Raw genomic sequence first — 14612 nt, 5'->3', positions numbered from 1 at the left:
CCATATCACTCCAATCACAATTGATATGGATATTATAATATAACTTCCCTGACAGTTAACGTCAGGGAAGTTATCATACTTCATGAAATTTTATTAATTCCGACAGAACTTCAATAAGTCTTTTCTTAAGACTTATTGGCTCAATAACTTTAATAGATTTATTGTACGGTAAAAGTAAATAAGGTACATATGTATGTATCATATCTTTTTCAAGAAGAAAAACTGCTTGATTTGAAGTTCGCACTTGTAAATAATGTCCTAAAAACCAATGTTGGCAAATATCATCCAATACACTTTTATCCCCACTAATAACCAAAGAAATAATCCCTTCCTTATCTTCTATAGTTGGAAGAAGATTTTTTATAAAAAAGTCACGTGCTGAAAAATTTTCTGGCCGGTTAAACTTATTTTCGGTTAGCATTAAATTTTCAATTCGATCTACCCTAAAACTACGGATATCATTCCTTAGATGACAAAATCCAATCACATACCACCTATTATTCCAATAGATAATTCTGTACGGATCGACCAATCTATAATTTAATTGCTTTTTCCCACTTTTATAATAAAGAATTTTTACTGAATACCCATCAGTTACGGCCTCCTCCAACTCCTTCAAAAAATGTTCCATAGAGGATGAACTAAATCGACTTATTACTTCTAGACTACTTAAATGTCGGTTTATCTTTGCTTCCTGCTCTTGATTTGAGTATTTACTTAGTTTTGAAATGGCCCTATTTAATGCTTCACCTCCATAATATCCGGCTTCTTCTGCAAAAACAGCAGCGTGAAATAGTGAAGTTTGCTCTTCAAAATCAAAAAAAAGAGGAGCCTCAATAAAATTGTTTAATAACGTGTATCCACCGTTATGTCCTGGTTCTGAAATTATAGGTACACCACTTGTTGAAATTGTATCAATATAACGATACACAGTCCTTATATTCATCTCTAACTTTTCTGAAATTTGTTTTGCAGTAATTTTTTTACCTGAGCGAAGCATCCATAGAATCGCTAACATATTATCAATTTTAGGCATGTAATTCCACCTCTCTATGGAATTTATCCCTTATTATATATTTCTGATTTTTAGTATAACTCATCAACTGTTCCTTTCCGATAGCTTTCTAAATAATGAGGCCCTAGACACATTTGTAATTTCACAAATTTGATTTACATTCATATCTACCTCTTCATAAAGCTTTACTGCATAATTCATTCCTGCATGATTTTTATAGTATTTCTTTAACCAACCTTTAAATTTTCCTTCTTTCTTATTCAGTTCAATACCTTTATGTTTCCACCTACGAATCAGATCACGTTCTAATTGGTTTATACCCGCCATAACCTTAATTAAGCATTGGCCTTAGGAATTATCTTCCAATAAATCGAGCCATGTATCTTTGAAGGATTATAATTATCATCCTTATTATAATATTTAGTTACAACAATAGCTTCAATTATTATAGCGATACACACAAACAAAAGAATTATTTTGCGTCTCACAACAAAGCTACTTATTCATTTTTTTCTTTTTTAAATTGGAAGGATATATGTTCCAATTGTTCGATTTCCTCTATTATTTTACGAATTCCTTCTTCAATCCTATCTTCCTTTACATTCGATACGTTTAACTTTAATAGTCTTTCTTTCGGAAAACCTCTCACATAATTTTTATCAATTGTATCAATACTTATTTGTTTTTCACTTAGTCTTTTGAAAAACATTTCTGAAATACTCGTTTTATGTAATTTTAAACAAGTATGAATTCCAATTGTATTATGCTTTTTATATGTGAATAAAAGTGGGTTTTCACTATGAGTTCTTTCTAGTGTTTCTGCTAATTTTTTAGATCTATTGTGATAGGAAGATTTAATTTTATTTTTATGACGTTCAAACATGCCACTCTTTATATAAATTTCTAAAGCAGCTTGAGATATCATTGGACTATCAATATCTAAAATTTTTTTATATGTATAAAAAGCATTCGCAATAATCGGTGGAATAACTGCTACACCAACTCGTAAACCTGGAAAAATAATCTTCGAATAACTTTTCAAATATATGACATGATTATCATGATTCAAGCTATATAACGGATCAGCTTTCGAATCCGTTTCTAAATCTGCTAAGTAATCATCTTCCACTATAAATACATTGTATTTCTTAGCCAATAGTACGATTTTTTCTTTCTCATCTTTAGAATAAGACGTTCCAAGCGGATGATGATATCTCGGTATCGTATAAAAGAATTTTATTTTTTCAGTTTGAAATATTTGTTCCAATTCATTCAAATCAATACCTTTATTCGTACGTCTAATACCGATTACAGGAACTTTATTTATTTCTAGATAATCAATATATAGATGATATGTTGGCTGTTCAATTAATACAGTTTCATTTCCATTCGGAAATGGTATGGAAGTTAATATAGCAAGTGCCTGCTGAACACCTGACGTTATAAAAATATTGTCTTCTTTCGTGAACACTTGATAATTTGCCAACTGTTTTTGAATGACTAGAATTAAAGATGGTAACCCTTTCGGTGTTCCGTATACGAACAAATCATTTTTATAAGTATCAATAGCCTTATTAATGCAATGCTGAAAATCTAAATATGGGAAAACATCTGGATCTGGTGCTGAAGAAGCGAAATCAATTATCTCGTTATTTTCTATGGTACTCCCAGATTTCTTAACAACGTAATATCCACTTTGAGGGACAGAATATATAATATGACGCTTTTCTAATTCATGAAGCGCACGTATAACTGTCGCCTTATTACATTCATATTGCGTAACGAGTGACCGTATAGACGGTAATTTCTTTCCTTCATTTATTTCTCCATTTTGAATCATATTTTCTATGTCGTTTAAAATATGTAAATACTTATACATATTACACCTCCTTCAGCAATTTTCTATTTAATTATATCGATTTTATATTCATATAGCATTCATTCCTCAATTAGTTAATTTTCCGATCATCTATATCGTAAATCCCAATAGCGTATGAATCATTTTCAATCCATTTCTTTACTGCTTCTGTTTTAAGTACCCCTTCAACTTCTTTTTCTATTTTCTGTCCAAGTTCTCTCGCCCCTACTTCATCATCGCTAATCTTAGTTTTTATATCAATGGTAACAGGTTGATTCTTTTTATAATTTATTTGCTGAATCCCAAACCCTTCATATCCATTCTTCCTGAATACGTCATCAAATATCTGTCCAAAAACTAACCCCCATCTATGTTCTGCATTTACAATCTCCTTGTTTCTTTGAGATATATTTACTTTATAGGACATAATACCTTGAATTTGCAATCTTTTATTAATTTCTTTTTTTATTTCGTTAGGATTTTCGCTATCAGCAATCTCTAAATCTACTATTCTTGCTTTTTCATCTCTTATAGCAGCACTAAAAAAAGATTCCTCCTTTACCGCTACTGTAGCAATATCCATCACTATAGAATCTTCACTTTTAGCATCTTCAATCTCATTCTCACAGGCACATAATAAAGCAAATGGAATTAAAAATACAAGTACCTTTGTTCCCTTTCTCATGTAGCACCCCTCCACACATTTTCATTTACGATAAACTTTTTACTTTGACATATAAATACCTTCTATAATTATTAAATTTAACATTATTTCACATTTTCCCCACTTAACAAGGGAATTACAATTAATAAATAGAATATCTCTATGAATAAATAAAAAGTGAGGGATATATAATGCAACGTGTAAATACGATTGATATTAGTAATGTACTACAATTGGAAAAAACTCTTTCGACTTTATTAAATAAGATGATTTCTTCAAAACTAGACCTTGAAAATTGGTTAAAAGAGCAGTCAAAAGTAATTTGGGAAATCGAAGAACAATTAAGATCACATTACATCGCCTTTCAATGTAATACGGATGATGAAGGAATAAAGGATACTTTTGAACATGATCAACAATTTGTAAAGCCACTTTTAAAGCGGTACCAAAATTTATTGGATAATAAATATTTAGAGTCACCTTTTCGAATGGAATTAGATTCTAACGTATATGGTTTGTTAGATGCAAAAATAAAAAATGCTCAAAAGTTATTTTGTGAGGAAAATATCGAATTAGAAATACAGGAAGACAAATTAGTCACAGAGTACTTTGAAATCACTGGAGGATTAAGTGGAATTTGGGACGGAGAAGAAAAAACGATAACAGAATTACAATCCTATTTACAAGATTCGAATCGTGACATCCGTAAAAAGGCAAAAACTATTATTTCTGAACAATTTTTATCTGTTGAAAAAGAACTCCAAAACATATTAAATCAATTAATTGAAATTCGCCATCAAAAAGCAAAAAATATTCAACTAGAGAATTATCGCGATTATATGTTCAAAAAATACGAGCGTTTTGATTATTCAGCGAAAGATTGCTATGAACTAGCCGAATCCATACGTAAATATGTTGTGCCTCTTAAAGATAAAATAATGCTAGAGAAAAAAGAAAAACTGCAAGTTGATACGCTTCGCCCGTGGGATGTATCAGCTGTAACTCCAGATCAAAAAGTACTTAAACCTATTGCAAATGAAAATGATTTAATTGAAAAGAGCACTCATATCTTTAATAAACTAGATGTTGAATTTTCAGCACTATTAAACCGAATGTATAAACACAATTGTCTTGATTTAACAAGCCGCAAAGGAAAAGCAGCTGGTGGCTTTTGTGAGTACTTACCAGCTTCACAATTATCTTATATTTTTATGAACTTAAATTATACACAAGATGATATTATCACTTTTATACATGAAATGGGTCATAGTATTCATAACGAACTCATAAAACCATTAAAATTACGACAGTATATAGAAATTCCAGCTGAAACAGCTGAACTAGCCAGTATGACAATGGAGTTATTCTCGCTTAATTATTGGGATACCTTCTATACAGACAAAAAAGATTTAAAACAAGCAAAAATTAACTTCTTTAAAGATGTTATTTCATATTTACCTATTATGCTTATTGTAGATCAATTTCAACACTGGCTGTATGAAAATCCAATTCATACTTCTGAAGAAAGAAATGAAAAATACTTACAACTTCAAAAACATTATCAATCTAGCGTCATACATATTGATGGCTACGAAAACTGGATAGCAACGAGTTGGTTACCTGTACTCCATATTTTTGAAGTACCATTTTATTATATTGAATACGCGATTGCCCAACTTGGGGCATTACAAATGTATAAACAATATAAAGAGGATCCTAAGCAAGCGCTAGAAAATTATAAAAAGGCATTATCACTAGGAAGCTCGCAATCTATAAAAGAAGTATATGATGCAGCCGGTATTCGTTTTGATTTCTCTGGTGAAACCATTAAAGAACTAATGCTATTTGTAGAAAAAGAATTAGAATTACTTGAGCAATTATAAGAAGAAAACTACACCTATATTTTAGGTGTAGTTTTCTTCTTCATTTTATTAATCAGTTCTATGTACTGAGTATCACCATATCCGATTGTTGGAAAAAGATAAAACAACTTTGTTAATAATTCTTGATTTGATAAACCTTTATTTTTAGAGATGAATTTCATTACGATATTATCTTCTTTTAGCATTTCTAAATATAAATCTATAGCTTGATACATTACAGGTGGTACTTTATGATAAGTCTTTTTATGGTTTACTAATACTTCATTGTATATAGTAGAATAATCCCCCAATTCAAGTTCAATTTGATTTACTTTAAATTCATCCTCCCTGAAACTATTTAAGTATACTTTCCCTTCATAGCACGACTGCTCAAGGTATGAAAGTAAAGTAAGTAGATTCATTTGGCAAAACATATCTTCACCAAACCATAAAACAATGCATTTATACTTTTTCGTAAAAAGATTTTTTAATGGATTTATGACCTTTTTTGTATAACTTTCTACTGAACTGTTATGTCCTTCTGCTCTTGTTTTAATAAATTCTTCATCAAAAACTTGTGTAGTAGCCCTATTTACACACATTGCCTCATTAAATGGGGCATAATCAGACTCACCCATTAGCTTTTCGTTTTTAAATTCTTCATACATCATTTGACCGTTCAATATGTTAAGTACATCTTTATCAAATAACTCACTATTCTTATTACGTAACTGTTCAACCTCTATTTTTCTAGAAATATTCATCTTAAACTCCCCTTCTTTATTTATATTGAGTTTAACAAATGATTGAATAGGCATGTTGTTAAGCTTAAATTCTCTTGGATTCATTCCAAAAACATTTTTACCTATTCGATTTAGCCGTTCCTATTTATAGTGCTTTAGAATACTCATTTACTGGAAATGGGAATATCATTGACTATGAGCATTCTATTACAAAAGCACTATTTGAAGGGTATCAAGAGGAAAATGAACTACCAAAAGAGATGATAGACAAGTTTCCATTATTTATTAAATTAAAGGAGATTTTTGAATATAGCTTAATGCATATGTATTGGCTTAAAGAAGAATTAACGGAGGAACAAGTACGGATTATGAACCTTTATAGGATGAAGATCGAAAATAAGTATACCTCTATCAATATTTAAGAGTGCTGTTGTTTAACTACAAGGAAACTTTGGTTAAACAACAGCATTTATTAATTTGCTGACAGCCTTTTTTATGACTTATAAATACTGATTCAATAATCTTTTCAAATACACTTCATTTTGCGGTGATACTTTTTCAGAAAATCTAGCTGCAATAATAATAGGAGCCCATTGAAAAACTTCATCTCTTGATAAGCCGGTACGACTGCAATATATACGTAAATACATCTCAGCTAATTCTACCGAAGATTGTGAGTACAACAAGTATGTTCGAAATACATCTGCGCGAATATCACCTGAACTTGCATCTACCCAGTCTATAACTTTCACTTTCTCTTCCTTACTCAAAATCAAATTAAATGGATGGAAATCTCCATGACATAGCCTAAAATCAAATGTAATAGAATCTAATTTTTGTAATATATTCTTCTTTTTGCTTTCATCCAATTTATGTACAGATTTAATTTGACGCTCTAACCTTTTCCTCATTAACACAAAGGCCGATATAACGCTCTGCCTCATTCAAATTATTAAGCAGGAGATCACCAATGTTCTCCCCTTTTACATATTCCATAATAATTGCCTGTCTATCGTGTATCTTTTTCACTTCAAATACGTTTGGAACTGGCAGCCCGCATGAATAAGCATATTTTTTTTGTTTGCTTCATTCATAGACTCTGTATCTGGGAGGTAATCTTTAAATAATTTTACAACCTTATCATCAGTTAAATAAATTTCTGCTGTTTTCCTTTTGCAATTGGATTACCTAAAACCACTTCATTTCTCCCCTTAACATAAATTAAAATAACACCTTATACCTCTCTTTAAATTCACTATAATCCTAGCTAAAACCTTCTTCACGAATATACAAAAAACTTACCGCTTTCCATCCTTAAATAGAAAGCGGTAAGTTTAATTGTTTAGGAATATCAGAATGAAACTCTGATGTATGCACAATTGAAAATGTATATCCTTGCTCAATAAATGATACTTCATTACATTTCCATTCAAATGATACACCATTTTTCTTAAAGTTATTTTGGATTCGCTGTAAAAATGCGACGTCTGGTGTTCCGAAAGAAACGTGTACTTTCGGTGATAGAGCTTTCATGGCGATTGGAATCCAAGGTCGCTGCCACCAAGTTGCGACGACATAAGCAGTGCCACCAACTACAAAGTTAAAAATATCCCCGTCTTCCATCGTTTTCATATTTAGATTTGATTTCAGCCATTCCCTAAAAATAGGTACACTTTTAACAGGAAGACCAATTTCCCTTACATATAAAATGTTTAAAGGTGACTGCGGTACTAATACATCTTCTTTAACATAACTATGCGCGATAATTTCGAGTAGATTTCCATCTCCGTCTTTAAAGTATAAATTGAATCGACCATCCTCTTCATCAATTATATGACCATCTTTCCATTTCGCAATGAGTAATCCAGACTCCTCAAGCCATCTTGCTGTTTCATGAAATTTTGAATATGGGATTTCAAAAGCAAAATGTGCAGGTGCAATTGGTTCATACACTTCTTGAAAACTAATTGTTGTATAAGGGGTTACTTCAAATTGAATGAAGGATGCTGTTTCTTTTTTTATTGGAAGAGATAATATGTCCTTATAAACTTGTTTTACCCCTTCTATGGAAACCGTTTGTAGTTTTATATCTGATATATGTGTAATCACTTTACATTCCTCCTCATTTCTTATTATCTATTCGTATTGTATTACACTTATAAATAGATAAAATCAAACGGAAGGATGGATTTTCCATATAGAAACTACAACTTTAGTATGAATATGTTAGCTCCAATTATTTTTTATTTCTGCTATAACAATTTCTGGTTTCTCCCAGTGCAACATGTGTGTAGTATCAGGAATTACTTTTACTATACTGTCCGTTTTCTCTTTGAAAACATTTACTGTCTTATCTCTATAATCCGCCCAAACTTGTGGAACTGTAGCTCGGAGTAATACAATATTAGCCGGCAGCTTCTCATATATATCTATCGTTTCATCTTTATACATACCTCTTATTATATTACTAGCTGTATTCCCCCTGGCATGCCACCATACTTTGTTATCCATTTCGATCCCTAGGTCCTTTACAGCAACTTCTAACAATGAAGACCACCTAGTATAAGCTTCTTTTTCACTTTTGAAAAATTCGTCCCAATTATTAAAAACGTATTCATCAAAGTCCTTTTCATAATAAGCAATTTCTTCTTCCAACGTTTTTTCTTGAAGCCTTTTTGTTTGATATCCACCATCAATAAGAATACTTCCTTGTACTTTTTCTGAATGATGTAACAAATAAAATAACGCTACAAAACTTCCCCATGAATGTGATAGAAAATAGAAGTATTCGATTCTCAATTCATTTATTATTTCATTTAACCAATTTGCTAAATTCTGCATCTCATAATCTTCTGTTCTTTCAAATGGCGGTGTTTTACCATGTCCAGGTGCATCAACGGAGATAAATCTATACTCTTCTTTTAATTCCTCAGCAATTTCTATAAAACTTAAACTCGTACTACCTAATCCATGTAAACAAAAGATAACGGGCTTGTCATTATTCCCCCATTCAGTAATATGTACATTTATTTTTTCATTGCTAATATAGTAACGTTTCAAAACATTTATCCTCCATATTTTGATTTACACTTTATTTATTTCTATTATTTTCAAGTATTTCCTGTATTCTTTTCCACACAAAAAGCTGCTTTTCTTTAAATGAAAAGCAGCTTTTACGCTAAAATATATTATAATTTAACAGCGATAATCATAAATCTTTTTGAATTCGTACGAATCCCTTTTTCAGAACTATTTGTTTCAATGAACTTTTGTAAAATAGTAAAATCCTCTTCCTCTTCTCCAAATCTAGGAATAATAGGTGTATGTTTTAATAAGAAAATAAGATCTTCAGGCGTACTGTAATAATCAGTAACATCATATTCACGTACTTGCACGAGTTCAAATCCTGCATTTATAAGTTCACCCATATACTTTTCTTTTAAAGTTCCATCTCTTTCACCTAAGCATTGTCCTCTCCCAAATGTCTCTTTTAGGTTTAATTTATCATGTTCGCTAACTTGTTGCGTTAAGAAAAAAGCACCCTTTTTCATTACTTTTGATAATTCAGTCGCTGCAAATGGTGCATGACAACTTGAAGCGATATCAAAATGCGCATGTGGAAACGTTAAAGCTTCAGAACCCATTTGAATAAACTCAACATTTTGTACACCTGATTTTTTCAAATTAGAATGTGCCGTTTCAATCATGCCGTTAGAATTATCAATTCCAATCAACAATTTAGCTGATGATGCTATGTTAAGTACATTTTCTCCTCCGCCTGTACCAACATCAAGTAGAATGTCTGATGATTTACATCTTTCTTTCACTTCTCCATAAAAGTCCCATATTTCTCCTACAGTTTCACATTTTATTTTACTAAAATCCCATCCATTTAATCTTCCTACTTTATCATAAAAGCTTTTGTACTCTAATTGATTCACCTTATAACTCCCCTTTGTAAAAACGAATTAAATATGTATAATAACCTACAACACTATTTAATTATATATTATAAAATGCAAATTATTAAAACACCATTCCACTTCGTACGACGCTAAGTTTACATAACAATTTTATAGTTCACCTTTATCTATATGTTCTAAATGACCTCTTCCCCAACTACACACACTATCCAAAACAGTACTGACTGTTTTTCCATGTTCAGTTAAGCTATATTCTACTTTAGGTGGTATTTCTTGATAATGCTTATGAATCTTATAAATCTCTTTCTCTTGTAAAAAGGCCTGGCCATAATAATGAAATTGCACATACTGTTCTATATTTAATGCAAAATAGTTTTACTACGGGTAATGTATTATTTCCAGATGGAGGGTACACATATCATTAAATTATTAGCAACAAAAGCCCCTTATTACAGTGGCTTTTGTTGCTAATTTAAACATTGCTGAAGTAATATAGGATTCTCTTTTATTAGTTCTGCTAAAACAAAAGTTGTGGAAAAGGTCGTAAGATTAACTCTTTATCTAGCAATCCTTTTTGTTCTCGAATCATTCCGCTTCATCCAATAAAAGCCGCCCTAATTTCTATTCCCTACACTTTTATATAAAATTAACCTTATAAAGGTAGGATTCAACAACTTCTTACAGAATTCTATATTTAATACGTATTGGACGGATTATTTTCAAATTCCTCTTTACTAAAGGTGGTTCATACAATTGTGAAATTTGTACAAGAACGAAGATTAACTGTCAAGACAACTTTTTCAAAAGAATACAAGATTTTTATTTTTGGTTTACTCATTTCACGAATCGGGGATTCACTATATACTTTTGCACTGCCTTGGATTGCATATCAATTAACTGGTTCAGCTGTAATTATGAGTTCTTTATTTGCTGTTAACGTATTGCCAATCGTTTTATTTGGCCCTTTAGTTGGTGTACTAGTTGATCGATATGATCGAAAAAAGTTACTTTGGATGGCGAATATTACCAATATTATTTTAGTAAGTCTCGTACCAATTCTACATGCATTACATCTATTAGAAGTCTGGCATTTATACGTAATTACTTTTATCTTAGCAGTTATGTCCATGCTTTTTGATGTAACAACAGTTACAGTCATTCCACACATCGCAGGTGCATCATTAACGAAGGCTAATTCTTTATATCAAATGGTTAATCAATTGGCTAGTTTGTTTGGTCCAATCATAGCTGGGCTTTTCATATCTTTTATTGGCGGCTTTCAAGTACTTTGGATTAATGTTCTTTCATTTATTGCTACATTAATTGCTGTGATTATATTACCTTCTATGAAAAACTTAAATAAAAAGAATACTGATAAAAAAACATTGCAAAATGTACTAAATGATTTGTTTGATGGTTTTAAATGGCTCAAAAATGATTGGTTAAATATAGCTTTGTCACTTCAAGCTATGGTAGGTAACTTTGGAGCAAGTGCTGTTTTAGGTGTACTTATGTATTATTTATTATCGACATTAAATCTTACCTCCGCACAAAGTGGCTATAATTATACTTTAATAGGAATAGGTGGGCTTTTAGGAAGCTTAATTGCCGTTCCTTTAGAAAAGAAATTTCGACGTGGTGTACTTATTCCTTTACTCCTATTTTTAGGAGCGCTTGGGTTAACATTTGCTTTGTGGAGTACATATTGGCTTGCTCCCGGAATTGCTTTCGGAATCGCGATGACATGTAATATCACATGGAATACGATTGTTACATCAATTCGGCAGGAAACTGTTCCATCCAATTTGCAAGGACGTGTTTTAGGTTTTTCTCGTGTACTTACACGATTATCTATGCCATTGGGGGCATTAGTAGGTGGAATTATTTCAGCCTACAATCCTGTATTTATATTTGCTTTAGCTGCTTTTACTAAAATAATTGAAGTCTTTATTGCCTTATATAGTCCGATACGAAAACTGTAAAGATTAAAATTTATATATTTTGAGATATTAATAAAATAAAAAAGGCATAAAACATGCCTTTTTTTATTACTTATTTGTTTATTGGATAACAAACTTCTGTAACCCACTTATTAGGATCGGATTCCATCGCTGGGCTCACATGATAAATATTAAACATCGGGCCTGCTAATTTGTAACCCTCTGTCTCAATCCATTTTGCCGCAGCCTCATTTACAGCTGTCATCTGTTCATAACTTCCATTAACTGTTATAGAAGCTACATTAGTCGATTCCATATTTTTAAATGTAACGTCTTTTGTATTTTCGTGCTTACCAAGAATACTTAGCTGTATTTCTATATCCACATCATTTTCTTTGTATTCACGATCATGGAAAACCGCAATACTATAACTCGGTTGGGCAATACTAATATTTTTCATTTGAATTTCTTGCATTAATACACTCCATAAATCACCTTCGCAATTATACGATAGAATAATCTTTCTAACACTAGCTACAGTTCTTTCTGGAATTTCTTTTATTGAAACATGATAATTCATCTCAACAACATCCTCTCTCATCGTTTTCATTGAGTCTTCGAGGAGACGTAATTGTTTTTGGAGGTTATTCATGTCTTCTTTAATTTGAGCACTACGATTAAAAAATTGCTCTTTTATGGTATCTATATTATCGCATTCTATTATTTCTTTGATGGTAGCAATATTAAACCCCATAGCTTTTAACGTTTGAATTTGATTTACTTTTTTTAATTGGTCTGCTGAATAAAATCGATATCCACTCTGCTCATCGACTTTTACTGGTTGTAGTAATTCCACTTTATCGTAGTGTCTCAACATTCGTATACTAATGGAAGATAGTTTTGAAAAATCCCCTATTTTAAACATGATTTCCTCCTATAAGTTACATCTGCTTTGAAGCTCAACTTTATCTTAAACAATAACATTGTGTGAGGGTCAACTGTTTATAACGTTTGAATTATATTTCTTTAATTATTTACCCTTATATACTCTTCTGTCTTATGCCTATAAAGATTGATAATAATCCGTTCACAGCTAATAAAATTACTATAATACTTGTAAGTAAACCTACATCTGCCGCAAATATTTTTATCGTACGCCATGGTGAGCTTGTACAATAAGTAAGAAGTGGGATGAAAATAATAGATAATAGTAGGAATAGAGCCCCTACGAATAACCAAGTTAATTTTTTTACAGTTTCCTTATGTTTATATTTTTTAATTAACATAATTGATGAAATGAAAAGCGCGAGTATAACTGTAGACATAACAATTTGTGTAAATGGTATGCTTTTATGGGGATCAACCGGTTCTTCTTCATTCAAAATATTAATAATCCCCTTTTTTAATACTGAAAGTGCTGGTTCTTCTAATACATGATTTTTATTTGTTAAAATCACACCACCCCAGCCACTTTTATTTAAAGTAAATATTTCTGTACGAGCATCGGGCGTTGATCCTGAATGCCAAATCATCGTTTCGCTTTCATTTATACTTGTTGTTCTTAATCCAAAACCATAGCTTTTTTCTGAATTTATGTTATAAAGTGGTGTAAGATAAAGGTCGATGTTTTCTTTCTTTAAAAATTGAGTATCTTCTTGTCGATTCAAAAACATAATAAATTGAATCATATCTTCCAAATTTGCGGTAATATAACCATACGGTGCCCCGGCATTATCATAGGATACTACACTTTTTCTTGGTATGCCAAACCATGACTGATAACCTGTTAAATAGCCTTTTTCATATGCAGTTTCTTTACTTGCTGCCGCACCATTCATATTTAATAGCTGAAAAACATGTTTTTCCATATATGAGGAATATGTATCATTTGTAATTTCCTCAATAAGTGCACCTAAAACAATATAATTCGCATTACTATATTGATATTTTTCTCCTGGTAGAGCAGTTAATTTTACATTTGAAAGTCTCATTACATTTTCTTTTAATGCTGTAGAACTTTTGGATTGCTTATCTGATATTAATAAGCCTTCATATGTGTTTATTCCGCTTGTATGAGTTAAAAGGTGTTGGATTGTTATAGATGAGGATATTTGAGAATCTTTTAGTTTAAACCAAGGAAGATGTTGTTGAACTGAATCCTCTAATTTTATCTTTTTGTCTTCTATTAATTTCACTATAGCTAAAGCTGTTAAAGATTTGCTTATTGAGCCGATTGCAAATGGTGTTTTACTAGTTATTTTTTTTTCAGATTCCCCAGTAATCCCCCACGTTTTAGTGAAGAATACATCTTTATTATGTACAATTGCAACAGCAGCCCCTGGAATATTCTGTTCCTTTATAAATTTTTCAATATACTTATCTAAAGTAGCTTTAATATCTTGCTGAGCATATGCTTTTGGATAAATGATACATAATACTATTACATTACAAAGAATATAGATTTGAAATAGTTTATAGATAGTTTTCTTCATTATACTTTAGATAGCTTTCTTTTTTTATAACTTACTAAGCTAATAAACACTACTACAGAGAGCATAAAGCTAATCATTATTAATAAAACGTTCCACCATTGATTCTCTGATATGC

General features: G+C 31.1%; 12 protein-coding genes and 4 pseudogenes. 4 read left to right on the top strand and 12 right to left on the bottom strand.

The window, feature by feature from the left end; all coding sequences use genetic code 11:
- Nucleotides 1–73 precede the first annotated feature (73 nt).
- The 4 genes and pseudogenes from GBN78_RS23840 to GBN78_RS23825 all read right to left on the bottom strand — a co-directional run bounded on the left by GBN78_RS23840 (nucleotide 74) and on the right by GBN78_RS23825 (nucleotide 3558).
- Entirely contained in the window at nucleotides 74–1036 is a 963-nt protein-coding gene (locus tag GBN78_RS23840; RefSeq protein ID WP_001124137.1) for a helix-turn-helix transcriptional regulator, read from the bottom strand.
- A gap of 63 nt (nucleotides 1037–1099) precedes the next feature.
- A pseudogene (locus GBN78_RS23835) lies at nucleotides 1100–1408 on the bottom strand (helix-turn-helix domain-containing protein); the annotation flags it as partial.
- A 106-nt stretch (nucleotides 1409–1514) separates the two neighbouring features.
- Nucleotides 1515–2894, bottom strand: a complete 1380-nt coding sequence (locus GBN78_RS23830) for an aminotransferase-like domain-containing protein (RefSeq protein WP_152127758.1) — start codon at nucleotides 2892–2894, stop codon at nucleotides 1515–1517.
- Between the two features lie 70 nt (nucleotides 2895–2964).
- Nucleotides 2965–3558 (bottom strand): DUF4030 domain-containing protein, encoded by a 594-nt coding sequence (locus GBN78_RS23825; RefSeq protein WP_001225462.1) that lies wholly within the window; start codon nucleotides 3556–3558, stop codon nucleotides 2965–2967.
- Between the two features lie 170 nt (nucleotides 3559–3728).
- On the opposite strand from GBN78_RS23825, the gene GBN78_RS23820 reads away from it, so the two are divergent.
- On the top strand, nucleotides 3729–5420 hold the full coding sequence (locus tag GBN78_RS23820) for a M3 family oligoendopeptidase (RefSeq protein ID WP_001190038.1): 1692 nt from the start codon (nucleotides 3729–3731) through the stop codon (nucleotides 5418–5420).
- 14 nt (nucleotides 5421–5434) lie between these two features.
- Here the strand turns inward: GBN78_RS23820 and GBN78_RS23815 are convergent, their stop codons facing one another.
- Nucleotides 5435–6247, bottom strand: a complete 813-nt coding sequence (locus GBN78_RS23815) for an AraC family transcriptional regulator (protein ID WP_226798490.1) — start codon at nucleotides 6245–6247, stop codon at nucleotides 5435–5437.
- Here GBN78_RS23815 and GBN78_RS23810 point away from each other — a divergent pair.
- Complete coding sequence (locus tag GBN78_RS23810; RefSeq protein ID WP_152127757.1) at nucleotides 6238–6564, top strand: aminoglycoside phosphotransferase; 327 nt, start codon at nucleotides 6238–6240, stop codon at nucleotides 6562–6564. The two genes, GBN78_RS23815 and GBN78_RS23810, sit on opposite strands and share 10 nt — an antisense overlap.
- Before the next feature lie 78 nt (nucleotides 6565–6642).
- Here the strand turns inward: GBN78_RS23810 and GBN78_RS23805 are convergent.
- The 5 genes and pseudogenes from GBN78_RS23805 to GBN78_RS23785 all read right to left on the bottom strand — a co-directional run.
- Nucleotides 6643–7340: pseudogene (locus GBN78_RS23805) on the bottom strand (phosphotransferase family protein).
- 116 nt (nucleotides 7341–7456) lie between these two features.
- Nucleotides 7457–8251 (bottom strand): VOC family protein, encoded by a 795-nt coding sequence (locus tag GBN78_RS23800; protein ID WP_000627944.1) that lies wholly within the window; start codon nucleotides 8249–8251, stop codon nucleotides 7457–7459.
- Nucleotides 8252–8368: 117 nt separating this feature from the next.
- The gene (locus tag GBN78_RS23795; RefSeq protein ID WP_000833451.1) at nucleotides 8369–9202 is read right to left on the bottom strand and encodes an alpha/beta fold hydrolase; all 834 of its coding nucleotides are present in this window, start codon (nucleotides 9200–9202) and stop codon (nucleotides 8369–8371) included.
- Between the two features lie 128 nt (nucleotides 9203–9330).
- Nucleotides 9331–10083: a class I SAM-dependent methyltransferase gene (locus GBN78_RS23790; RefSeq protein WP_098940076.1), complete on the bottom strand. Its 753-nt coding sequence runs from the start codon at nucleotides 10081–10083 to the stop codon at nucleotides 9331–9333.
- A gap of 132 nt (nucleotides 10084–10215) precedes the next feature.
- Nucleotides 10216–10350, bottom strand: a pseudogene (locus GBN78_RS23785) (winged helix-turn-helix transcriptional regulator); the annotation flags it as partial.
- Between GBN78_RS23785 and GBN78_RS23780 the strand changes: the two are divergent.
- A pseudogene (locus GBN78_RS23780) lies at nucleotides 10347–10490 on the top strand (SDR family oxidoreductase); the annotation flags it as partial. The pseudogenes GBN78_RS23785 and GBN78_RS23780 sit on opposite strands and share 4 nt — an antisense overlap.
- A gap of 330 nt (nucleotides 10491–10820) precedes the next feature.
- A complete protein-coding gene (locus GBN78_RS23775) occupies nucleotides 10821–12047 on the top strand; it encodes an MFS transporter (protein WP_098940080.1) in 1227 nt (408 codons plus the stop codon).
- Between the two features lie 70 nt (nucleotides 12048–12117).
- On the opposite strand, the gene GBN78_RS23770 is transcribed toward GBN78_RS23775, so the two are convergent.
- Together GBN78_RS23770 and GBN78_RS23765 are read right to left on the bottom strand one after the other, a co-directional pair.
- A complete protein-coding gene (locus GBN78_RS23770; RefSeq protein WP_152127756.1) occupies nucleotides 12118–12930 on the bottom strand; it encodes a MerR family transcriptional regulator in 813 nt (270 codons plus the stop codon).
- Between the two features lie 115 nt (nucleotides 12931–13045).
- Entirely contained in the window at nucleotides 13046–14497 is a 1452-nt protein-coding gene (locus GBN78_RS23765) for a serine hydrolase domain-containing protein (RefSeq protein ID WP_000751428.1), read from the bottom strand.
- Nucleotides 14498–14612: the final 115 nt, after the last annotated feature.

It is taken from the genome of Bacillus sp. B2-WWTP-C-10-Post-4 (assembly GCF_009183805.1).
Taxonomy (GTDB): domain Bacteria; phylum Bacillota; class Bacilli; order Bacillales; family Bacillaceae_G; genus Bacillus_A; species Bacillus_A cereus.
Note: the sequence above shows the minus strand (reverse complement) of the source record. Positions and strands in the feature narration are given on the sequence as shown.